Annotated in this window: 23 protein-coding genes; 7 read left to right on the forward strand and 16 right to left on the reverse strand. The window is 66.2% G+C overall.

Translation table 11 applies throughout. The annotated features are described in order from the left end of the window. Window positions 1–64 precede the first annotated feature (64 nt). The 3 genes from rpmG to LPZ50_RS02180 all read right to left on the reverse strand — a co-directional run bounded on the left by rpmG (window position 65) and on the right by LPZ50_RS02180 (window position 1948). The gene (gene rpmG / locus LPZ50_RS02170) at window positions 65–232 is read right to left on the reverse strand and encodes a 50S ribosomal protein L33 (protein ID WP_003810296.1); all 168 of its coding nucleotides are present in this window, start codon (window positions 230–232) and stop codon (window positions 65–67) included. Between the two features lie 35 nt (window positions 233–267). Continuing rightward, window positions 268–504, reverse strand: coding sequence for a 50S ribosomal protein L28 (rpmB, locus tag LPZ50_RS02175; protein WP_012250213.1), 237 nt, complete (start codon window positions 502–504; stop codon window positions 268–270). 250 nt (window positions 505–754) lie between these two features. Then, window positions 755–1948, reverse strand: a complete 1194-nt coding sequence (locus LPZ50_RS02180; protein WP_230657034.1) for a multidrug effflux MFS transporter — start codon at window positions 1946–1948, stop codon at window positions 755–757. Between the two features lie 140 nt (window positions 1949–2088). On the opposite strand from LPZ50_RS02180, the gene LPZ50_RS02185 reads away from it, so the two are divergent. The 4 genes from LPZ50_RS02185 (at window position 2089) to LPZ50_RS02200 (ending at window position 7074) form a co-directional block, all read left to right on the forward strand. After that, window positions 2089–3348 carry a class I SAM-dependent methyltransferase gene (locus LPZ50_RS02185; protein ID WP_230657036.1) on the forward strand — a complete coding sequence of 420 codons (1260 nt, stop codon included), beginning with the start codon at window positions 2089–2091 and terminating at the stop codon, window positions 3346–3348. A 469-nt stretch (window positions 3349–3817) separates the two neighbouring features. Then, a complete protein-coding gene (locus LPZ50_RS02190) occupies window positions 3818–4819 on the forward strand; it encodes an ABC transporter substrate-binding protein (protein ID WP_230657037.1) in 1002 nt (333 codons plus the stop codon). 168 nt (window positions 4820–4987) lie between these two features. Further along, window positions 4988–5845, forward strand: a complete 858-nt coding sequence (locus tag LPZ50_RS02195) for an ABC transporter permease (RefSeq protein WP_230657040.1) — start codon at window positions 4988–4990, stop codon at window positions 5843–5845. After that, window positions 5842–7074, forward strand: coding sequence for a quaternary amine ABC transporter ATP-binding protein (locus tag LPZ50_RS02200; RefSeq protein ID WP_230657042.1), 1233 nt, complete (start codon window positions 5842–5844; stop codon window positions 7072–7074). Before LPZ50_RS02195 ends, LPZ50_RS02200 begins: the two co-directional genes overlap by 4 nt. Window positions 7075–7205: 131 nt before the next feature. Here LPZ50_RS02200 and LPZ50_RS02205 read toward each other — a convergent pair whose 3' ends face one another. Genes LPZ50_RS02205 through LPZ50_RS02215 form a run of 3 tightly spaced genes read right to left on the reverse strand, consistent with a single transcriptional unit; the run spans window position 7206 to window position 9951 of the window. Continuing rightward, a complete protein-coding gene (locus LPZ50_RS02205; protein ID WP_230657044.1) occupies window positions 7206–8177 on the reverse strand; it encodes a Bug family tripartite tricarboxylate transporter substrate binding protein in 972 nt (323 codons plus the stop codon). Between the two features lie 56 nt (window positions 8178–8233). After that, a complete protein-coding gene (locus tag LPZ50_RS02210) occupies window positions 8234–8704 on the reverse strand; it encodes a MaoC family dehydratase (protein WP_230657046.1) in 471 nt (156 codons plus the stop codon). Beyond that, window positions 8701–9951: a CaiB/BaiF CoA transferase family protein gene (locus LPZ50_RS02215; protein ID WP_230657048.1), complete on the reverse strand. Its 1251-nt coding sequence runs from the start codon at window positions 9949–9951 to the stop codon at window positions 8701–8703. The genes LPZ50_RS02210 and LPZ50_RS02215 overlap by 4 nt, the downstream gene beginning before the upstream one ends. Window positions 9952–10021: 70 nt before the next feature. Between LPZ50_RS02215 and LPZ50_RS02220 the strand changes: the two genes are divergently transcribed. The 3 genes from LPZ50_RS02220 to LPZ50_RS02230 all read left to right on the forward strand — a co-directional run bounded on the left by LPZ50_RS02220 (window position 10022) and on the right by LPZ50_RS02230 (window position 13043). Then, window positions 10022–10933, forward strand: a complete 912-nt coding sequence (locus tag LPZ50_RS02220) for a LysR family transcriptional regulator (RefSeq protein ID WP_230657050.1) — start codon at window positions 10022–10024, stop codon at window positions 10931–10933. Window positions 10934–11028: 95 nt separating this feature from the next. After that, on the forward strand, window positions 11029–11988 hold the full coding sequence (locus tag LPZ50_RS02225) for a Bug family tripartite tricarboxylate transporter substrate binding protein (protein WP_230657052.1): 960 nt from the start codon (window positions 11029–11031) through the stop codon (window positions 11986–11988). Between the two features lie 161 nt (window positions 11989–12149). Then, entirely contained in the window at window positions 12150–13043 is an 894-nt protein-coding gene (locus tag LPZ50_RS02230; protein ID WP_230657054.1) for a LysR family transcriptional regulator, read from the forward strand. A 14-nt stretch (window positions 13044–13057) separates the two neighbouring features. Here LPZ50_RS02230 and LPZ50_RS02235 read toward each other — a convergent pair whose 3' ends face one another. The 10 genes from LPZ50_RS02235 to LPZ50_RS02280 all read right to left on the reverse strand — a co-directional run. After that, on the reverse strand, window positions 13058–13432 hold the full coding sequence (locus LPZ50_RS02235; RefSeq protein ID WP_230657057.1) for a tautomerase family protein: 375 nt from the start codon (window positions 13430–13432) through the stop codon (window positions 13058–13060). 82 nt (window positions 13433–13514) lie between these two features. After that, on the reverse strand, window positions 13515–14609 hold the full coding sequence (locus tag LPZ50_RS02240; RefSeq protein ID WP_230657059.1) for a mandelate racemase/muconate lactonizing enzyme family protein: 1095 nt from the start codon (window positions 14607–14609) through the stop codon (window positions 13515–13517). Next, complete coding sequence (locus LPZ50_RS02245) at window positions 14606–15388, reverse strand: ABC transporter ATP-binding protein (RefSeq protein ID WP_230657061.1); 783 nt, start codon at window positions 15386–15388, stop codon at window positions 14606–14608. Before LPZ50_RS02245 ends, LPZ50_RS02240 begins: the two co-directional genes overlap by 4 nt. Next, complete coding sequence (locus LPZ50_RS02250; RefSeq protein WP_230657066.1) at window positions 15388–16143, reverse strand: ABC transporter ATP-binding protein; 756 nt, start codon at window positions 16141–16143, stop codon at window positions 15388–15390. The genes LPZ50_RS02245 and LPZ50_RS02250 overlap by 1 nt, the downstream gene beginning before the upstream one ends. After that, window positions 16140–17147 (reverse strand): branched-chain amino acid ABC transporter permease, encoded by a 1008-nt coding sequence (locus tag LPZ50_RS02255; RefSeq protein ID WP_230657069.1) that lies wholly within the window; start codon window positions 17145–17147, stop codon window positions 16140–16142. The genes LPZ50_RS02250 and LPZ50_RS02255 overlap by 4 nt, the downstream gene beginning before the upstream one ends. Beyond that, a complete protein-coding gene (locus tag LPZ50_RS02260; RefSeq protein WP_230657071.1) occupies window positions 17144–18004 on the reverse strand; it encodes a branched-chain amino acid ABC transporter permease in 861 nt (286 codons plus the stop codon). The genes LPZ50_RS02255 and LPZ50_RS02260 overlap by 4 nt, the downstream gene beginning before the upstream one ends. A gap of 27 nt (window positions 18005–18031) precedes the next feature. Next, window positions 18032–19216: an ABC transporter substrate-binding protein gene (locus LPZ50_RS02265; RefSeq protein WP_230657073.1), complete on the reverse strand. Its 1185-nt coding sequence runs from the start codon at window positions 19214–19216 to the stop codon at window positions 18032–18034. A gap of 86 nt (window positions 19217–19302) precedes the next feature. Continuing rightward, window positions 19303–20424 (reverse strand): mandelate racemase/muconate lactonizing enzyme family protein, encoded by a 1122-nt coding sequence (locus tag LPZ50_RS02270; protein ID WP_230657075.1) that lies wholly within the window; start codon window positions 20422–20424, stop codon window positions 19303–19305. 14 nt (window positions 20425–20438) lie between these two features. After that, entirely contained in the window at window positions 20439–21410 is a 972-nt protein-coding gene (locus LPZ50_RS02275) for a quinone oxidoreductase family protein (RefSeq protein WP_230657077.1), read from the reverse strand. A gap of 56 nt (window positions 21411–21466) precedes the next feature. Then, on the reverse strand, window positions 21467–22065 hold a 599-nt coding region (locus tag LPZ50_RS02280), incomplete at its 5' end, for an acyl-CoA dehydrogenase family protein (RefSeq protein WP_268903146.1).

Below are 22065 nucleotides of genomic sequence, written 5' to 3' on the forward strand. Positions count from 1 at the left end.
GAACGGGCAAAAAAAACGGCCCCGCGATATGCAGGGCCGTATAACTATACTAAAACCAGCTGGATTACTTCAGCTTGGTTTCTTTGTAGTCGACGTGCTTGCGAGCGACGGGATCAAACTTCTTGATCAGCATCTTCTCGGGCATGTTGCGCTTGTTCTTGGTGGTCGTGTAGAAGTGGCCCGTGCCAGCAGTGGACTCGAGCTTGATTTTTTCGCGGATACCTTTGGCCATGTCGTGCTCCTAGATGTCGGTAAGGAAGGGCCGGATCAGGCCAGTTCGCCACGGGCACGCAGGTCGGCCAGCACGGCGTCGATACCGTTCTTGTCGATGATGCGGATGGCCTTGGCGGAAACACGCAGGCGAACCCAGCGGTTTTCGCTTTCAACCCAGAACCGGCGCGATTGCAGGTTGGGCAGGAAGCGACGCTTGGTTTTGTTGTTAGCGTGCGAAACGTTGTTGCCCGTCATCGGGCCTTTGCCAGTTACTTGGCATACGCGTGCCATGTTTTACCTCTAAGTATTCTGGCCGCGCATGGGGAAGGAAAGACAGGTGGATGGGCTGCCTGTGTTATAGGCCTGCCCGTGCTTATACCCGCTGCCTGCCGCCCTATACACGGGTGGGGGTCGAAAGTGGCGGTACAAAGCATAGTAGCCGCTCACGGGAAAACTTCATGCGAAGCTGGCTATTCTAGTACGGAAAGGGTTGTGAACGCAAGCTGGCCGTGTGTTGAGGCCGCCGAGGCGACTCAAGAACTCAAGCCGCCCCGCGCGCTACGTGCCCCGCCACCCAGGACAGGCAGGCGCAGATGGCCAGCACCGTGGCCAGCGGCAGCGGGCCGGTGCTTTGCCACACACTGACCACCATGCCGGCGATGGCGCCGCAGGAAAGCTGCAGCGTACCCAGCAGCGCCGACGCCGCGCCCAGCCGCGAACCCTGTTCCGACAGCGCCAGCGCGGCCGAATTCGGGTTCACGAAACCTTGGCTGAACATATAGCCCACCAGGCAGGCCATCAGCAGCGGCAGCGTCATCAGCCCCGCCAGAGCCAGCGCCAGGGCGGCCAGGCTGGCGACGGCCAGTGCGTTCAGGGCGCCGCGCTGCAATTGCAGCGGCGTGTGGCTGCGCAGTAGCCGGGCGCTGATCTGCGATCCGATGATCAGGCCGGCAGCGTTGGCTCCAAACAACAGTCCGTAATGCTGCGGGTCCACTCCGTACAGTTCGATGAACAGGCGGGGCGAACTGACGATGTAGGCGAACATGCCGGCCTGGCCCATTCCGCCCGCCAGGCTGTGCGCCATGAAGCCGCGGTGGCGCACCAGCGCCGCGTAGTTGCGGGCGATCGAGGCCGCGCTGAGCGGCTGCACGCGTTCGGGCGCCAGGGATTCCTTCATGATCAGCGCCGTTGCGACCATCAGGGCGAGCGAGCCCGCCGTCATCAGCCAGAACAGGCTGCGCCAGCCCACGTAGGCCAGTAGTTGTCCGCCTGCCAGCGGCGCCAGAATGGGCGCCAGTCCCATGATGAGCATCAGCAGCGACATGGCGCGCGCCGCGTCTTGCGTTTCATAGTGGTCGCGGATGACGGCGCGCGGGATGACCACGCCGGCGGCGCCGCCCAGTGCCTGCAGCACGCGGCAAAGGGTCAGCATCTGGATGCTGCCGGCCAGGGCGCAGCCCAGCGAGGCCACGGCATACAGTGCCAGCCCCGCCAGCATGGGCTTCTTGCGTCCGTAGCGGTCGGCCAGCGGGCCGTAGATGACCTGGGCCAGGGCCAGGCCCACCAAGTATGCGGCCAGCGTGCGCTCGACGTCGCCGCGCGGCACTTCCAGGCCGGCGGCTATGGCCGGGAACGCCGGCAGGTACATGTCGATGGAAAATGGGCCGATGGCGGTCAGCACGCCCATCAGGACGAGCCAGCCCGGCAGGCTGCGGGACAAGGATTGCGGTAGCATGAATGAAGGGGATGGATCCGTGCCGCCGGCTGCGACCGCAGCGGCGGGCAAGCCGACGACTGTATCACGGCCTGCTGGCCATTCAGCCAGCGGGCATTTTCCGATAAAGTTGCCGGGTTCTTTCGTATCGGGGAGAAGCTGTGAGTCCTTTGCTGTCTGTGGTGGAACGCAAATTGCAGTCCCTGCCGGTTGCCGTGCAGTTGGAACTGCCCGATGGAACTGTGGTCGGCCCCGCCGATCCGCAAGTGCGCTTCGTGGCCCGCGACAAGGCCGCGCTGGCGCACCTGGCCGAAGGCGCCGTGGGCGTGCTGGGCCAGGACTATGTCGAGGGCCGCATCGACATACAAGGCAATATGCGCGACGTGATGCGGGCGGCCGCGGCCTTGCTGCCGGGGTCTCCGGTAGATGCCGCGCGCGGCGGCTGGCTGACCGACCTGGTGCGCAAGGTGATCTCGGTCTGGCGCCACTCGGTAGAGCGCGACGCCAAGCAGATCGAATTCCACTATGACCTGTCCGATGATTTTTACGCGCTGTGGCTGGATCCGCGCCGGGTGTATTCCTGCGCGTATTACCGCACGCCGGACATGACCCTGGCGCAGGCGCAAGAAGCCAAGCTGGACCACATATGCCGCAAGCTGCGCCTGCAGCCCGGCGAACGTTTCCTGGACGTGGGGGCGGGCTGGGGCGGGCTGCTGCTGTGGGCCGCCGAAAATTATGGCGTGGATGCCACCGGCATTACCCTGTCGCGCAACCAGCATGCCTACGTCAACAAGCTGATCCAGGAAAAGGGCTTGTCGGGCCGGGTGCGCATGGAGCTGCAGGATTATCGCAACCTGGATGAGTCGCAGCCGTTCGACAAGCTGGCTTCGGTGGGCATGTTCGAACACGTGGGGCGCGCGCAGCTGCCCGCCTACTTTGCCAAGCTGCGCCGCCTGGTCAAGCCCAGCGGCCTGATCATGAACCACGGCATTACCGCCGCCGGCGTGTACAACGCCGAACTGGGCAGCGGCATGGGCGAATTCATCGAGAAGTACATCTTCCCGGGGGGGGAACTGACCCACGCCAGCAGCGTCATGGAAGCCATGACCAACGGCGGCCTGGAAGCCGTTGATGTCGAGAACCTGCGCCCGCACTATGCCCGCACCCTGTGGGCCTGGAGCGATGCGCTGGAGGCCCGGCTGGACGAGGCCGCCCGGGTGCTGCGGGGCGAGCAGGGCGAACGTTCGCTGCGCGCATACCGGCTGTACCTGGCCGGCTGCGCCATGGCGTTCGAGCATGGCTGGATCGCCCTGCACCAGATTCTGGGCGCCAGCCCGGCGACGGGCCGTTCCGATGAACTGGACAACCCCGCCGACCTGGCCTACCCATGGCGGCGCACTTATATGTACACCGACGGCTAACGTATCCGAAGGCGCCCGGCACCGCGCCAGACAGGGGCTGTGCCGGGCAAATATGGTCTGTTGGAAACTATAAGAAACTAAATATTTCTTTATCATGTTGCGGCGCAATACTGCGCAAACAGGGGCTTGCAGCTCTGGTCCTCAGTGCTTTCCCTAGGTGTTTTTGCCCTGTTTGTATCTAAATGATACTTCGCTGCGTTTGGCCGTAAAGGCAAGATCGGCTAAGATGCTGCCTTCTTCATTCAGTTTCGTTCAATTCACTGTCAGTCTGTTTTGTGGCTTTTTGTTTGGCCATATGCAGGCTGCTGTCTGACCAAGACCGCCGCCATCCACCGGTTGCGCGTCTTGCTGCTAGTGTCGGTTTGTATTGGCGGTTCTGCCCGTCTTCCGCACACCCCCCTTAGCTCCACGGCACAACGCAGCCTTTGCTGCTGGCGTTGTGTCCCTGAACCTATGGAGGCAAAAGCCAATGCGTTTCACCCCTATCAAGACCCTGGCCGCCGCGGCGGTATTTTTTGCGTTTGCCGGTGCCGCCCAGGCGGCCGATGCGCCCAAGTGCGAACTCGACCGCCCGGTCAAGTTCGGCGGCATGAACTGGGAATCCAACCTGGTGCTCGTGGATGTCGAGCGTTTCATCATGGAGAAGGGCTACGGTTGCAAGACCGATACCCTACCCACGGAAACCTTGCCCGCCCTGGCCGCGCTGGAGCGTGGCGACCTGGATATCAACACCGAGATCTGGCTGAACAGCGTGGCCGATCCTTGGGAAAAGGCCGAGAAATCCGGCAAAGTGAAGCGCATCGGCGATATCTACATGGGCGGCGAGGCCTGGTTCATTCCCCGCTACACCGCCGAACGCCTGCCGGAACTGAAGTCGGCCGCCGACTTGCCCAAGTTCAAGGATGAGTTCACGGATCCGGAAGAGCCCTCGAAGGGCCGCTTCTATGGTTGTCCGGCGGGCTGGGGCTGCGAAGTCGTCAGCACCAATCTGTTCCATTCCCTGAAGCTGGGCGATTCCTACACCCTGTACTCGCCGGGCACGGGCGCCGCCCAGAAGGCCGCGCTGACTTCCGCCTACAAGCGCAAGCAGGATGTGGTGTTCTACTACTGGTACCCCACGCCCCTGGTGGGCTCCATGGACCTGGTCAAGCTGGAACTGCCGCCCTACGACGCGGAAAAGCACAAGTGCCTTACCGCGCCCAAGTGCGAGAATCCGCAACCCAGCGCTTATCCGGAAAACCCGGTGTTCACCGCCGTCAATACCGATTTCTCGAAGCAGGCGCCCAAGCTGACCGAGTTCCTGTCCAAGGTTTCCGTCCCGCTGCCCGTCATGGACGAAACGCTGGCCCACATGGAAGAAACGGGTGACGACTCGGCGGCCATCGCCGAATGGTTCCTGAAGAACAAGTCCGACGTGTGGAGCAAATGGGTGCCCGCCGAGGTCGCCACGCGCGTCCAGGGCGCGCTGTAAACCCATACCGCCGGCCGCGCCGTTGCCATGGCGCGGCGCCGGTAGACCCGGTTTTATCCCCGCGCGCGGCCATTGCCGCGTCGCGCGGGCCCTGCGTGTCCAGGGCAATGCGGCTGGCCGGCATCCGTCCGGACGCATCGCCCGCGGCACACTCGCAAGGAGTTGCCTATGTTCCCTGAAATTATTCCGCCGCGCGCCGTGCGCGGCGCCATCGACGGATTCGTCGATCAATTGGTCACCCGCTACGCCGACAATCTGGAAGCCATGTCGCGGCCGTTCCTGCACGTGCTGGTGTGGTTGGAGCAATTGCTGCGCAGCACACCCTGGTGGATCGTGGTGCTGGTTACCATCGCCATTGCCTGGGGCGTCAGCCGCCGCATCGGCCTGAGCGTGGCCATGGGCGCGCTGCTGTGCGTCATTGGCCTGCTGGGCCTGTGGGACGCCGGCATGCAGACGCTGGCCCTGATGATCATGGCGGCCGGGCTGTCGGTCATTATCGGTATTCCGCTGGGGATACTGATGGCGCGCGCCAACTGGCTGCGGTCCATCATGCTGCCGCTGCTGGACATCATGCAGACCATGCCCAGCTTCGTGTACCTGATCCCGGTGGTGATGTTGTTCGGCCTGGGCAAGATTCCCGCCATCATCGCCACGGTGATCTACGCGGTGCCGCCGCTGATCCGCCTGACCGACCTGGGCATACGCCTGGTCGACCGCGAAGTGCTGGAAGCCTCGCGCGCCTTCGGTGCCACGCCGCGCCAGCAATTGTTCGGCGTGCAGCTGCCGCTGGCGCTGCCCAACATCATGGCTGGCATCAACCAGACCACCATGATGGCCCTGTCCATGGTGGTGATCGCCTCGATGATCGGCGCGCGCGGCCTGGGCTATGAAGTGCTGCTGGGCATCAACCGCCTGGAAGTGGGACGCGGGCTGCTGGCCGGCCTGGGCATTGTGGTGCTGGCCGTGCTGTTCGACCGCATTACGCAATCCTACGGGCACCGTGTACGTAAAGGAGGCCATCGATGAGCAAGATCGAAGTCAAGAACATCTACAAGGTCTTCGGCCCGCACTCGGCCAAGTGGCTGCCCGCCGCGCAGGAAGGCATCAGCAAGGAAGACCTGCTGGCCAAGAGCGGCCACACGCTGGGCCTGCGCGACATCAGCCTGTCGATCGAAGAAGGCAGCATCTACGTCATCATGGGCTTGTCCGGTTCGGGCAAGTCGACGCTGATCCGCCACTTCAACCGCCTGATCGAGCCCAGCTCGGGCCATATCCTGGTGGACGGCGTGGACGTGGTCAGCCTGGGCAAGCGTGAACTGGAGAACTTCCGCCAGAAGAAAATGAGCATGGTGTTCCAGCGCTTCGGGCTGTTTCCGCACCGCACCGTGCTGGAAAATGCCGCCTATGGCCTGACCGTGCAGGGCATGCCCAAGGCCGAGCGCGAACAGCGCGCGCGCCACTGGCTGGACCAGGTGGGGTTGAACGGTTTCGAGGCGCAGTATCCGCACCAGCTTTCCGGCGGCATGCAGCAGCGGGTGGGCCTGGCGCGCGCGCTGGCGACCGACGCCGAAATCCTGCTGATGGATGAGGCCTTCTCGGCGCTGGACCCGTTGATCCGCCGCGAGATGCAGGACCACCTGCTGCAGCTGCAGGCCAAGCTGAACAAGACCATCGTGTTCATCACGCACGACCTGGACGAGGCGCTGCGCCTGGGCAACCGGATCGCCATCCTGAAGGACGGCGAACTGGTGCAGGAAGGCACGCCGGAAGATATTCTGCTGAATCCGGCCAACGATTACGTGCAGGCCTTCCTGCAGGACGTCAACCGCACCAAGGTGCTGAATGCGGCGCACGCGGTCAACCCGCCGCGCCTGACGCTGACCATGCGGTCGCGGCCCGCGCACGCGCTGGACCGCATGCGGGCGCTGAATTTCGAGTATGCGCCAGTGCTCGACGGCAAGCGGCTGGCCGGCGTGCTGACCGCAGACGTGGCGCAGCGCGCGGTGGATGACGGCGCGCGCGACGTGTCCGCGTTCGTGGAAGACCTGGCTTCCGTGCCGGCCACGGCGGGCCTGGATGAAGTGCTGGCCCGCCTGGTGCACAGCGACCAGCCGGTGGCCGTTACCGGCGAAGACGATGAGTTCATCGGCATGCTGTCGCGCAAGAAGGTCGTGGACTTGGTGACGCCCGCGTCCGTCGAGCCGGGCACGGAAGAGCCGCAGCCCCAGCCGCCGCAGGCCGAATCGGCCGCCTGAGGGGCGGCCGGGCTTATGCGCGGGTGCCTGACTCCCCGCCAGGGGTGTCAGACACCGATGTGTGCGCAGGCTCGACCCGACGGGGTCAGGCACCCTGCGGGAGCCAGACCCCAAGGCCGGCTACCTTGGGTTCAGTCCAGGCGCACGTTGGCGGCCTTGACCACTTCGTGCCAGCGGGCGATTTCCGAGCGTATGTAGTCGCCATATTCCTTGGGCGAGGCGCCCAGCGGCTGGGCGCCCTGTGCCGCCAGCTGCTTCAGCACCGCGGGCGATTGCAGCGCCTTGCGGATCTGCGCATTCAATTCATCCACGATGGCCTGCGGCGTGCCGGCGGGCACCACCATGCCTTGCCAGGCCCCCATTTCGAAGCCCGGCACCACCGTTTCCGCCAGCGTGGGAGTGTCGGGCAGTTGCGGGCTGCGGGCCTTGCTGCTGACGGCCAGGGCCTTCAGCTTGCCGTCGCGCACGAAGCCCAGTGAGTCATTCAGGGTATTGGTCATGAACTGCACCTGCCCGCCGACCAGGTCGGCCATGGCAGGGGCGCTGCCGCGATAGGGCACGTGCACCGCCTCGACATCCACCGAGCGCAGCAACAGCAGCGCGCCCAGGTGGGTGACGTTACCCGCGCCCGCCGAACCATAGGACAGCTTGCCCGGATGGGCGCGCGCGTAGTCGACGAATTCCTGCACGTTCTTCACGGGCACGGAAGGGTGTGTCAGCAGTACCAGCGGGATCACCGCGGTGGATGAGACCGCGGTGAAATCCTTGACCGGGTCGAACGGCAGGTTGCGGTACAGGTTGGGGCTGAGTGCAATGGACGATGTGTTGTACAGCACGGTGTAGCCGTCGGGCTTGGCGGCCGCGGCGTGCTGCATGCCGATGTTGCCGTTCGCGCCGCCCTTGTTTTCCACCACGAAGGTCTGGCCGGTCTGGTCCGCCAATTGCTTGGCCAGCACGCGCGCCACCAGGTCGGTGGGGCCGCCGGGCGGGAAGGGCACCACGACGGTCACGGGCCGTTCCGGCCAGGCGGCCTGAGCCGGCACCGCCATGGCGGAACACGCGGCAAGCGCCAGCGCCGCCAGGGTCTTCAGATGGGTGTTCATGTTGTCTCCTTGTGTTGTTGTTGCTTTGTGGGTGCGGCGGGACCTGTCCGCCGCGGCTATTCGGGCCTGCCCGCCAGCAGGCGCCTGGCGGTATAGGTCATGACGGTGTTGCCGTGCTGGTTGCGCACCTCGATGGACGAGTCGACCACCGCGCGGTTGTGTTTGGATGTGGGCCGCACGCCGGTGACCTCCACCTCGGCCCAGACGGTATCGCCGGCCACCACGGGCGCCAGGATTTTCTTGTGCACTTCCAGCAGCGCCAATCCGGTGCCCTGCACCATGCCCTGCATCAGCAGGCCTTCGATCAGCCCGTAGGTCAGCCCGCCGGGCGCGGGCCGGCCGCGCATGGCGCCGTGTTCGTACGTGGTGTCGATGAAAATGGTTTCCAGCATGCCGGTGACGCTGATGAAATTGACGATGTCCGTTTCGGTAACGGTGCGCCGGAACGTGCGAAAGCGCTGTCCGACGCGCAGGTCTTGCCAGTAAAAGCCTTGGCCCAGCAGCGGGGCCTGGTCTTGTCCTGTCATGGTGTCTCCTGTGATGGGGGTGGGGTCATCTGGTGGGCATGGTCGAGCGCGGCGCCGCTGGCCAGCAACTGCTCGATGGCGCTGGGGTCCAGCCCGGCCTGCGCCAGCAACTGGCAGGTGTGTTCGCCCAGCCGCGGCGGCATGGCCGGCGCCACATGCGAGCGCTGCAGGCGCACCGGGCTGCGCGCAAAGCGGTAGCGGTGCCCGGCGGCGCTTTGCAGGGGAACGAAGAAATCCACGCTGCGCAGGTGTGGGTCGTGTTCCAGGTCTTCCAGGCGGTTGACGGGCGCGGCGGGAATTTCCAGGCGCCGGCACAGTGCCAGCCAATGGGCGTTGTCATGGCCCGCCATGATCGCGCCCACCTGTTCGTACAGCGCGTCGATATGCCGGGTGCGCGCGCCGATATCGGCGTAGCGCGCATCCGCGGCCAGCTCGGCGTGGCCGGTTTCCGTGAAAAATCGCTGCCAGTGCCCGTCGGTGTACGGCATCATGCACAGCAGCCCGTCGGCGGTCTGGTAAGGGCGCCGCCAGGGTGCCAGCACGCGCGCGTAGCCGGCCGGCCCGGGGCTGTCCTGCAGATGGCGGCCGTAGAAATGTTCCACCAGCACGTACGATGTCATCGCCTCGAACATCGGCACTTCCAGTTGCTGGCCCTGGCCGGTCCGTTCGCGCTGGAACAGGGCGGCCAGGATGGCGTGCGCCGCCACCAGGCCGCAGGTCTTGTCGGCCGCGATGGTGGGCAGGTAGCGAGCGGTGCCGCCCTGACGCTGCGTGATGTCCGCCACGCCCGACAAGCCCTGCACGATGTCGTCATAAGCGGGCTGGCCCGCATAGGCGCCGCCCTCGCCAAAACCGTACAGCCCCGCGTACACCAGACGTGGATTGCGTGCGCACAGGGTTTGCGGGTCCAGCCCCAGGCGCGCCATCTTGGCGGGGCGCATGCTGTGCATCAGCACATCGGCGCCGTCCACCATGGCCAGCAACGCATCGCGGGCCGCGGCCTGCTTCAGGTCGAGCACGATGCTGCGCTTGTTGCGGTTGATGCCCAGGAATATGGCCGACAGTCCCGGTTCCTGCTGTGGCCCGGTGTTGCGCGTGGAGTCGCCCTGCGGCGATTCGACCTTGATCACGTCGGCGCCGTAGTCGGCCAGGATCTGCGACGCATAGGGGCCGAACACGATGGACGTCAGGTCCAGCACGCGCACCCCGGCCAGCGCGCCGCCTGCGGAAGATAGGGGGGAAGTCATGGCTGCATCCTAAACACCCGGCGCATAAGCGTCTAATATGGCGTCGGTATAGCGTGATATGGAATTCGTTATGACTGTGGATCTCCGGCAAATGCGCCAGTTCGTCACCATCGCGGAACTGGGCAGCTACCGCCGCGCGGCCGAAGCCCTGCACATCGCCCAGCCTGCCTTGTCGGTGTCGATCCAGAAACTGGAGCACAGCGTGGGCGTGCTGCTGCTGGAACGCGGCGCCAAGGGGGTGTCGCTGACGCCCGCGGGGGCGGCCCTGATGGCCGATGCGCGGCGCGCCCTGTTCCATGCGGACCAGGCCCGCCAGTCGGCCCGCCGCGTGGCATTGGGCGAACAGGGCCGGCTGCGCCTGGGGTTCGTCGGGTCGGCCACTTACATGCTGCTGCCGCGCTGCCTGCCCGAATTCCGCCGCCGCTATCCCGATGTCGAACTGGAATTGCGCGAAGACAGCACCGTGCGGCTGGCGGAAATGCTGCGCGCCAACGACCTGGATGCCGGCCTGGTGCGCGGCCCGCTGGCCGAAGACCCGTCGCTGTCGGCCTGGGTAGTGGAACGCGACAGCCTGATCCTGGCGCTGCCCGCGGGCCATGCGCTGGCCGGCCGGCCGGTGGCCCTGGCGGAGGTGCGGGCCGAACCTTTCGTCATGTATGCCCCCGGCAAAGTGCCGGGCCTGCATGGCGTGGCCCAGGCGCTGTGCCGCAAGGCGGGATTCTCGCCGCGCATCAGCCAGGAGGCCATCCAGGTGCAGACGCTGGTCAGCCTGGTGGCCAGCGGCCTGGGCGTGGCGCTGGTGCCGGGCGTGACCCGCGCCTACTCGACGCCGCACGTGGCCTTCGCGGACCTGGCAGACGCCGAGGCGCGCGATGTGCTGGCGCTGTCGCTGGTGTCGCATCGCGACACCTCTTGCGCGCCGGTACTGAAACTTCGCGACACGATGCTGGCGTCGGGCGCAGCGATACCGAATCAGTATTGAGAACTAAAGAATCAGTATTAGACGTACCCGCGGCGCCTGCCTACCCTGGGGGCCGCGCACCTGGCGGTGCGCGCCATAACTTCAGGGAGACACACATGAACCGATTTTTCCGGCTTGCCGCGTTATTGTGCGCGGCCTTGCTGCTGCCCGCCGCACACGCCGCCTATCCCGACAAACCCATACGCCTGATCGTGTCGTTCCCGCCGGGCAGCGGCACGGACAGCAATGCACGCTACGTGGCGCAGCAGATGGAAGCCCGGCTGGGGGTTCCGGTGTCCGTGGAAAACCGGCCCGGCGGCAACAGCTTCATTGCTGCGCAAGCCGCCGCCGGCGCGGAGCCGGACGGCTATACGCTGTTGCTGGCCAGCAATTCGCCGGTGGCAACCAATGCCGCCATGTTCAAGCAACTGCCCTACGATCCCGTCCAGGACTTCGCGCCCGTTGCGCGCCTGGGCTTTGGCGCCATGGCATTGGCGGTGCAAGCGGATTCGCCGTATCGCACGGTTGCCGACCTGGTCGACGCGGCGCGCCGCGCACCCGGAAAGCTGAACTACGGCAGCGGCAGCGCTTCGTACCAGATCGCCACTGAATTGTTTCTTGCCATGGCCGATATCAAGGCTACCCACGTGCCCTACAAGGGGGCCGCGCCCGCGCTGGCCGACCTGGCGGGCGGCCAGGTAGATTTGGTGTTCGCCGACTACGGGGCCGTGATTCCCTTCGTACAGGCCGGCAAAATGCGCCTGCTGGCGGTCACCGGCAATGAGCGCCTGCGCAGCGCGCCCGATACCCCCACGCTGCAGGAGTCCGGTTTCGACGGCTACTACATGGTGAACTGGACAGCGGCCTTCGCACCCGCCAGGACGCCGGCGGATGTGATCGAGAAGCTGTCCCGCACCTTGGTGGATATCTACCGCACCGACGATGCCGAGGCGTTCCTGGCGCGCACCAGTTGGGAAGCCTTTCCGGCGGGGCCGCAAGAACTGGGTGAATTCCAGCGCGCCGAGATCCGCAAGTGGGCAGCCGCCGCCGAGCGCGCCGGCATTCCCAAGCAATAGGGCGGGCGCGCGGCCTTGAGCCCGCCACCGGCCCGGTCGACCCAGCCGCACTATTCCCATATGATGCGGGGACAAATAGATACTGATCCAGTATCAATGCCCGGCCGGCCGGCAACCTGCAACGCGCGGCCGGCCGGCATCCAGGGGGAGACGGGCCGATCATGGATTTCAAGCATATCCAGCAGTTCCTGACACTGGCGGAAACGCTGAACTTTCGCCGCGCGGCCGAGAAGTTGCACATGGCGCAGCCGCCGCTGTCGGTGTCCATCCGCAAGCTGGAAGCCGAGGTGGGCGTGACGCTGTTCACGCGCGGAAAGGATGGCGTGAAGCTGACCGAAAGCGGCGAGGCCGCGCTGGCCGAGGCGCGGCGCGCGTTGTTCCATGCCGCGCAGTTCCGCCAGGCCGCGCGCGCGGCGTCCACCGGCGACCTGGGCACTTTGCGCATCGGCTTCGTGGGCTCGGCCACGCACGAGGTGCTGCCGCGCATCCTGCCGCGATTTCATGCACTGTACCCCGGGGTCGAACTGGAATTGCGCGAGGCGATCTCTATCCGCATCATGCAAAGCATCGAGGAAGAGGCGCTGGACATCGGCGTGGTGCGCGTGCCCGTGGCGTTCGGTTCGAATACGCGCCTGGCCACGTTATTTACCGAGACCTTCGTGCTGGCGGTGCCCCGGAACAATCCGCTGGCTCAGCGCGCCACCATCAGGCTCAAGGACCTGTCGGACGAAGGGTTCATTCTGTATTCGGGCCTGGACGCCCCCGGGCTGCGCACCGCGGCCATCCACGCCTGCCAGCTATGCGGCTTCATGCCGCGCGTCACGCAGGAAGCCATTCAGGTGCAGACGGTGCTGAGCCTGGTCGAGGCCGGTTTCGGGGTGGCGCTGGTGCCATCGGTATCGCGCCGCTTCAACAGCCGGCACGTGGTGTACAAGAAGCTGGCGGACTTTCCCGCCAGCGCCTCGATCGGCATTTCACTGGCCTGGAAGCCTTCCACGGAAAGCGCGGCGGTGCGCAACTTCCTGGACGTGGCTACCCAGGCATTCAAACCATAGTGCGGGCGGGAGCTTCAGCGCCCCGCGGCCAGCGCGGTGATGCCGCCGGCCACGCCCATGTCGGACTTCGGCACATCGCTGATGATGACGCGGATGTCCTGTTCTGAAATGCCGATGCTGGCATGCACGGCCTTGCTCAAGGCGGCGATGAGCGCGGCCTTTTTCTCGGGCGTGCGGCCTTCGATCAGGCGCGACAGCACCAGCGCCATGGGTTTGCCCAGTTCGCCCGCCACGATCACGTGCGCGGGCGCCACTTCTTCCAGCACGATGCGTATCGAGGGCAGCGGCGCGGCGATGCTGTCCACGACGGCCTGCGAGCAATTGTTGAGCAGGCTGGCTTTCTGTTCGGCGCTGTGGCCTTGCATGATCTGGATATTCAGTATGGGCATGGCGGTTCCTGGAACGAGTGGCGGGCCGGGCGGCCCGAGTGAATGTCGGGGTTTGCGCAAGCGGGCATCATAGCAACAGGCCCTAGACGCGGTAGCGGGCCAGCACGGCGGGGTCCGGGTCGCAGCCCAGGCCGGGGCCTTGCGGAATGGCGATCTGCCCATCGGGGCCGGGCAGGCCCACATCGCCGAACAGGCCGGTTTCAAGCTGTACGCCGAACAGCTCGACGCCCCCGATGTGCGGGTACAGCGCCGCCATCTGCAGGGTGGCCAGCAGGCCCGGGCCGAAATACGGCGAATGCGGCGCTACGGCGCGGCCGTGGCGGCTGGCCAGTTCGGCCACGGCGCGGAACTCGGTGATGCCGCCCACCTTGGTGATGCTGGGTTGAAAATAGTCCAGCACGCCGGCCTCGGCCCACGGCTGGAATGCCCAGGCGTTGCCGATGTTCTCCCCGGCGGCCAGTGGGATGCGTGCCTCGCGCTGCAGCCGGGCCATGCCCGCCACGTCCTCCGGCGGCCACACGGGCTCTTCCAGCCACTTCAGGCCGTAGGGTTCCAGCTGGCGCGCCATGCGCAGCGCCTCGTCGGCGGGCCAGGCGCAGTTCACGTCCAGCATCAGGTCGACGTCTGGTCCCAACGCCTGGCGCGCCGCGGCCACCGCGGGTACGGTGACCTCGTGCAGCTTCAGGCGGCGGAATCCGCGTTCCAGCGCGCGTTCGCAGGCCGTGGCGACGGTGGCGGGCTGGTGCAGCCGCATCAGGCTGGTATAGGCCGCGATCGAGCGGCGCGAACCCGCCCCCAGCATTTGGCATACTGGTAGGTTGGCGCGTTTGCCTGCCAAGTCCCACAGGGCGATGTCCAGCCCCGACAACGCATACATGACCGGCCCGTTGCGCCCGAAGATGTGCAGCGGGCGCTTCAGGTCTTCCATCAATTGCAGGATATCGCCGGCCTCCTTGCCCAAGGCCAGCGGGCCCACGATATTCTCCAGCGCGGCCCGGGTGGCGGGAATGGCGTTGTAGCCGAACGCCTCGCCCCAGCCGACCAGGCCGTCGTCCGTGCTGACCTTGACCAGCAGGTAATTCAGCTGCGCCCACACCGTGCCGCCAAACCCCGTGGGAGGGCCATCGTGGCGATAGGGAATGGAAACCACAATGGGTTCGATCGCGGTGATCTTCATGTTGCGGCTCCTTCGGAGCGGGCGGCCGGCTCGGCGCGGCCGCCCAGGTAAATGCGTTGGATAAGTTCGCCGGCCTGTACCTCCGCCGGCGTGCCCGCGCCGCCGATATTGCCGGTTTCGACCAAATAGCAATAGTCGGCGAAACGCAAGGCTTCCTTCACCAGTTGCTCTACCAGCAAGACCGCCATGCCGGTGCGGGTCAGGTCCTTGGCCACGGTCAGGATGCGGTCTACCACCAGCGGGGCCAGCCCGCCGGAAGGCTCGTCCAGAATCAATAATGCCGGCTCGGCGATCACGCCCTGGGCCACGGCCAGAATCTGTTGCTGCCCCCCGCTCAGGCGCGAGGCCGGCTGCAGCCGCTTTTCCGCGAGTTCGGGGAACAGTTCGTAGATGCGCGGCAGGCGGCTGCGGTCGCCGTGGCGGTGGGTGGCGTAGGTTCCCAGCAGCAGATTGTCTTCCACCGTAAGGCCGGTGAAAACGCGGTGCCCTTCCAGCACCACGTTGATGCCGGCGCGCACCGTCTTGCGTGTATCCGCAAGCGTGATGTCCTGGCCTTTGAAGGTCACCTTGCCGGCCCGCTTGGGGATCAGGCCGGCCAGCGCGTGCAGCATGGACGTCTTGCCGGCGCCATTGCGGCCCAGCATGACCACGAACTCGCCCTGGTGCACTTTCAGGTCCACGCCGTGCACGACCCGGGCCTTGCCGTAGGCGACTTGAAGCCCGGACACCTCCAGCAGGACGGGCGCCGAACCGTGGGTACGTTCATCGTTGGGCATCATCAGGCTCCCAGGTAGACACGAATGACTTCCGCGTTGCCGCGCACATCGGCCGGAGCGCCGTGGGCGATCATGCGGCCCAGGTTCAGGGTGGTGACCCGGTCGCACAGCCTGAACACGAAATCAGTATGGTGCTCGACGATCAGCACGCCGATGCCGGCCTCGCGCAGCGTGGCCACGATGCGCGACAACTGTTCGATTTCGTGCTCGGTCAGGCCGCCCGCGGGTTCGTCCAGCAGGATGAAGCGCGGCTTCATGGCCAGGCCGCGCGCGATTTCCAGAAAGCGCTGTTCGGCATGGTCCAGCATGTTGGCGGGCCGTTCGGCCACGCGTTCCAGCCCCACGCCGCACAGCATTTCATAGGCGAGCTCGCGCGCCTGGCGCTCGCGGCGGCGCATGCCGGGCAGGGCCAGCGCGGTTTGCAGGAAGCCGGCGTTGCTGTGTTTCCAGTTGCCCAGCATCACGTTCTGCCAGGCGCTCAGGCTGCCCAGCAGGCGCGGCTTCTGGAACGTGCGCGCAATCCCGCTCAACGCGCGGCGCTGCACCGAAGCCTGCGTGATCGGCGCGCCGTCCAGGCTCAACGCGCCCGCGTCGGCCGGGTAGTAGCCCGACAACAAATTGAGCAGGGTCGTCTTGCCGCTGCCATTCGGGCCGATCAGCCCGTGGATCTCGCCTTCCGCGAGCGTCAATGACACGCTGTCTACGGCGACGACGCTGCCGAAACGCTTGGTGACCTTGTCTGCGCTGAGCTGGTTCATGAGGATCGTCCTTCGCGCACGGCGGCCAGCAGGCGGGGCAGGTCGGGGGCGACCACGTGCTGTTCGGGTTTGCGCGGCCGGAATTTGTCGCGCAGCACCCGCACGATGCTGCCTATGCCTTCGGGGGCCAGCAGCACCACCAGCAGCAGCAGCACGCCATAAAACAGCTGTCCCCAGCGCGCCAGGGGAGCCACCAGCTCCGGCAAGGCGGCCAGCACGATCGTGCCGACGAACGGCCCCATGATGACGCCGCGTCCGCCGATCACAATGCACACGAAGAAGAACAGACTGAGTTCGAAGACAAAGGTCTCCGGCGTGATGTAGCTTTGCAGCGAGGCGAACAGGGCGCCGGCGACACCCGCGGTGATGCCGCTGAATGTGAATACTGCCAGCTTCACGCGGAAAACCGGCACGCCCGTCGCGGCCGCGGTGACGGTGCTGTCGCGCAGCGCGATCATGGCGCGGCCCCAGGAAAAACGCGTCAGGTTCCATACCAGCCAACTGACGAAGGCCGCCACGCCGGCCACCAGCCAGTACAGGCCCGATGGGCTGTCGAAGGGCGCGTCGAAAGAGGCGACGCTGATCCCCGCGCCGCCGCCGGTAAGATCGTCGCGGGCCAGCGAGAATTCCGTCACCATCAGCGCGAACGCCATGGTCGCCATCGCAAAATAGAAACCCGGCAGGCGAAGCGAGGGCAGGCCCAGCAGAAACCCGCAGGCCCCGCACAGCACGGCCGACGCCGCCATGGCCAGCCAGGGGCCGACGTCATGGTGTCCGGTCAGGATGGCAAAGGTGTAGGCGCCGATGGCCAGCAGGCCCACGTGCCCGATGGACAGCAGCCCGGTATAGCCCACCACCAGGTTCAGGCTGGCGATCAGGATCCAGTACGTGCCGATCAGCGTGGCGACATGCAACTGGTAGGCGTTGCCCGCCCAGAAGGGCAGCGTGGCCAGCAACAGCAGGCCCACGGCCAGCGGCCATTGGGAAGAGCGTTCCGTCTTCATACTTGGCGCACCTGTTTGTTGCCAAACAGGCCCTCGGGTTTGATCAAGAGAAACACCATCAACAAGCCCACCGCGATGGTCTGCTGGTATTCGCCGCCGAAAAAATAGGCCGCGAACGTGCTGAGCAGGCCCAGCGTCAGTCCGCCCACGATGGCCCCCACATTGCTGCCCAGGCCGCCCGCGGCCAGGGCGATGAATCCATACAGGGTCAGCGTCAGGCCCAGGGCGAAGAACGCGAACGTCAGCTGGCCGGCGGCAAAACCCACCAACCCGCCCAGCAGCCCCGCCAGGGCGTAGGAAAAAGCCCGCACCCGTTCGGTGGAAATGCCGCGCGCCCGCGCGGCGTAAGCGTCTTCGGCCACGGCCAGGAATACCTTGCCGAACAGGGTGCGCCGGTAGAACTGGTCCAGGCCCAGCGCCAGCAGCGCCACGCAGCCGATGGGCAGCCAGTATTTCTGGTCCCAGACGCCGGCGGTGAATTCCTGCGGGATCAGGCGGGGGAATGCGCGGGGCTCGGTGCCCCACCACAGGCCCACCGCCTGCTGCACGATGGTGGCCAGCGCCAGCGTGCTCAGCAACCACAGGTGCTCATCCGAGCGGGCGAGAATGCGGCGGATGGCCACGGCCTCGGTCACCAGGCCGAACACGATGGCCACCGCCACCGCGCCGGCCAGGCCCACGGGCCAGGGCAGGCCCAGGTCGCCCATCAGCCAGGCCCCCATGACGCTGCTGACCATGAACAAATGGCCGGTGGTGATACTGAGCACCTTGGAAGTGGAATACATCACGTTGTAGGCCAGGGCGGCGGCGGCATAAAGCGCGCCGATCGCCAGGCCGGTGACCAGGACGGTCAGCATAGCGATACTCCTCTGCAGTACGGACGTTTATCGGGGAGCCAGGTCGAAACTGCCGTCCTTGAAGGTATTGGCGCGGTTCACCACCATGGCGGAATCCGGGAAGCCATTGTGGTTGCTGGCGCTCCAGGTATAGCTGGCGTATACGCCCGGCAGCTTGCCGGTGCTTTCCAGTACTTTGCGCACCTCTTCCGGATCGGTGCCGCCGGTCTGCTTGACGGCATGCTCGATGATCTTCACCGTGTCGTAGCCCAGGGCCACCCACCAGAAGGTGAAATCGATCTTGCCGCCCAGCTTGGGACGAATGGCATCCATCAGCGCCACCGTGGCCTCGGGCAACTTGCCCGTGGCGTCGTACGTCGTGCTGGCGTAGCCGGCGGCGTAGGTGTTGTCCCAGTACGAGGGCTTGTTCAGCAGGTCGCGGATAGGCAAGCCCATCAAGGCGGGGTGGCCCACCACGGGCACGTCCCATTGCAGGTCGCCGCGGGCATTCAGGATGCGCGCCAGCAGTCCGGTGGCGGCCGACCACGGCATGATCACATCGGCGCCGGCGGCGCGCGCCTTTTCGATGTCGTCGTTGACGCTGGTTTTGTTGGGGTCGATCAGGGCCGAGTACACGGGCTTGATGCCCGCCTGCTCCAGCAGCGCGGCGGCCCGCTTGGCCGACGAGGTGCCGTAGCCGGTCGTGTCGCCCAGCACGGCGATTTTCTTTTTCTTCAGCACATTCAGGGCGTAGTCATTGGCCGACGTGATCCATTGTTCATTGGTATTGATCACGCGGAAGGCCAGGGGGTATTTCTTGGGGTTGGTCAGCTCGTCCACCGTGCCGATGATCAGGTTGGGAATGTCGGCCTTGGCCAGGATGGGCACCGTGGCCAGCGACTCGCCCGAATTCACCGGGCCGATCACGAACGCCACTTCGTCGTCGTACGCCAGCTGCTTGGCGTAGTTGACGGCCTTGGTGGGGTCGCCCGCCGTATCGCGGGTGATCAGTTCCAGCTTGCGCCCGTTGATGCCTCCGGCCTTGTTGATTTCTTCTACCGCGAACTGCACGCCCTGGTTCTCGGCAATGGCGGCCGACGACAGCGGCCCGGTCAGGGACGACAACCAGCCGATGCGGATGGGGTCGGTTTTCTGGTCGGCAGCGTGCGCCCATCCAGGCGCCAGCGCGGTCAGGCAAAGAACAGGCACAGCAAGTGTCTTGGCAAGGTTCATGTTTGTCTCCGTTTGTTTTGTCCACTTCTCGAACGAGTGGAATGCGGCGGAATACGGCGGGCGCTATCGCGCGCGCCTGCCCGGGCTCAGTTGCCGCCGGCCGAGCGCGGGGTAATCAGGTAGGGGTCGATGCGGTCCCAGTTGAACGTGAAGCCGGCGCCGCCCTGCCGGGGCACGGCCACGCAGCCGTCGGCATCGATGTCCATGCGTTCGTGGAACAGGGGCTCGAACCACGGCATGTGTTCGGCCCAGGTGGCATTGCCGGCCGACGCCACGATATGCAGGCTGTGTTCCGTGAAAATATGGGGTGCCACGGGCAGGTCGTGCGCGGCCAGGTAGCGCACGGCTTTCAGCATTTCGGTGTAGCCGCCCATGCGCTGCAGGTCGGGCATGAATACCCCGGCTGCCTGGGCGCGGGCCATGCGGCGTATGCCATAGCGCGTGTATTCGGTTTCTCCGCTGGCCAGGGGCATGGGCAGGCGGCGCCGGATTTCGGCCGCGCTGTCATCGTCCCAGGTGGGCACGGGTTCCTCGAACCACGCCAGGTCGAAGCGCGCCAACTCGCGGCCCAGCCGCAAGGCGCGCGTCAGGTCCAGGCCCTGGTTGGCGTCGGCCATCAGCGTGATGTCATCGCCGATGGCATCGCGCACGGCCTCGACGCGCGCCACGTCCTCCTTCCAGTCAGGCGAACCCAGGCGCATCTTCATGGCCTTGAAGCCCTGCGCCAGGAACTGCCGCGCCTCGGCTTGCAGTTCATCGCGGCTGGACGACAGCCACAGGCCCGCGCTGGCATAGACGGGGACTCGATCGCGGTGCGCGCCAAACAGCTTGTACAAGGGCTGCCCGGCCTGCTTGCCCACGATGTCCCAGCAAGCGACGTCGATGGGATGGTAGGCCAGGATGGACACGCCGGCCTGCCCGTAGAAATTGCAGCTGCGCTGGAAGTCCTCCCACAATGCCTCCACATCGTGAGGGTCGCGGCCGATGACCAGGGGCGCCAGCGATTCCGTGAACTGCGCAATGGCGGCCAGGCGTTCCGGGCTGAAGCAGAAGCCGTAGCCCTCGCCGGTGATGCCGGCATCGGTTTCCACCGAGACCAGCAGGCAGCAGACATCGGCGATATGGTGTATGGAAGTCTTGAGCGGGCGCGGCAACGGAATCTTGGCAAGCCGGGTATGCAGCGCGGTGATGCGTACAGCGTTCGACATGACGGTCTCCAGGTCTAGCCGGGTATTAATACCGCGGCGGCAATACTGTTCTTTTCCAGCTCGGCGTGGGCCTGGCCGGCCTGCGACAGGGGATAGTGGCGGGGAATGTGCGCGTGCAGCGTCCTGGCGCGCATATGTTTGAACAGTTCAGCGGCGGCCGCCTGCAGGCGCCGGGGCGTGTCCAGGTAGGCGGCCAGGCTGGTGGGCGCGAGATACAGCGACTTCGGCTGCAGGGCCGACAGCGCCACCCCCGCGACCGGGCCGGAAGCATCGTCGAAACTGACCAGCAGCCCGCGCGGCCGCAGGCAGGCCAGCGAAATGGTCCAGGTGTCGCGTCCCACGCCGTCATACACGGCAGCCACGCCGGCTCCGTCGGTCAGCATCATGACGCGTGCCACCGCGTCTTCATGGCGAGTGTCCACCACGCGCCATGCGCCCTGTTCGCGCGCCAGCGATGCCTGGGCCGCCCCGTGGACGGTGCCGATCAGTTTCACGCCCAGCAGCCGGGCCCATTGGCAGGCAAGCAGCCCGATGCCGCTGGCCGCGGCGTGGAACAGCACGGTTTCGCCGGCCTGCAGGCGGTAGGCCTGGCGAAACAGATACTGCACGCTCAGGCCCTTGTACAGGATAGCCATGGCGGCGTCGAAACCGATGTCGGGCGGCAGCTTGATGACGTGGCGGGCGGGCAGGTTGCGCGCCTGCGCGTATGCGCCCAGGGGCCCGGTGGCATAGGCCACGCGGTCGCCGGCGCGCAGGCCCGCCACGTCGCGGCCCACGCATTCAATCACCCCCGCTGCCTCGAAACCCAGGCCGTGCGGCAAGGCGTGGGGATACGCGCCGCTGCGGTAATGCAGGTCGACCACGTTGATGCCCACCACGCGGTGCGATATCGTCACCTCGCCGTCCGAGGGCGGGGGCAGGGGGGTGGCCGCCAGCCGCAGCACGTCCGGGCCACCATGGGACTCGAGGATCACGGCCTGGTTCATGGGCGTGGCTCAGGCGGCAGCGCCGGAACGAACCGCGGCGTGGCGGTGGCGCATGTTCACTCGACCATGCCGAACAGGTTTTCGCGTACGTAGTCCAGCGCCGCCACGTCGGTGGCGGCCAGGGCATCCGCCCCGACGCGCGCCTGCCAGTAGGTTTCGCTGCCGCCGGCCCGGCGCCATTCGCGCAGGCGGCGGGTATAGCACTGCAGATCGTATTCGGCGGTGACGCCGATGGCACCGTGCACGGCATGGGCGATGTCGGCGGCAACCGGCACGGCCGCGCTGGCGCGCGCCTTGCCCAGGGCGGCCAGCATGGGCCGAGGTTTCCAGTCGGAGCTTTGGAATGCCAGTTGCGCCGCCGTGCGCACCGACCACACGTGTTCGGCCAGCACGCTGATCTGCTGCTGCACTGCCTGGAAGCGTCCTATGGGCTTGCCGAACTGCGAACGCTGGTTGGCGTATTCCACGGTCAGGTGCAGAATGCGTTCCAGGGCGCCGGCGATCAGGCCGGCGCTGGCGGTGGCCGCCAGGTCCGCCAGCGGCGCATGGTGGCCTTGCAGCAGCACGGCCTGTTCGACGCTTGCCTGTGTCCAGCGCAGGTCGGCGTCCAGGCAGCCGTGCCCGCCCGAGGGCTCGGATTCCGCATCCGCCGTGG

Source organism: Bordetella petrii (genome assembly GCF_020991325.1).
Taxonomy (GTDB): Bacteria; Pseudomonadota; Gammaproteobacteria; order Burkholderiales; family Burkholderiaceae_B; genus Bordetella_A; species Bordetella_A petrii_E.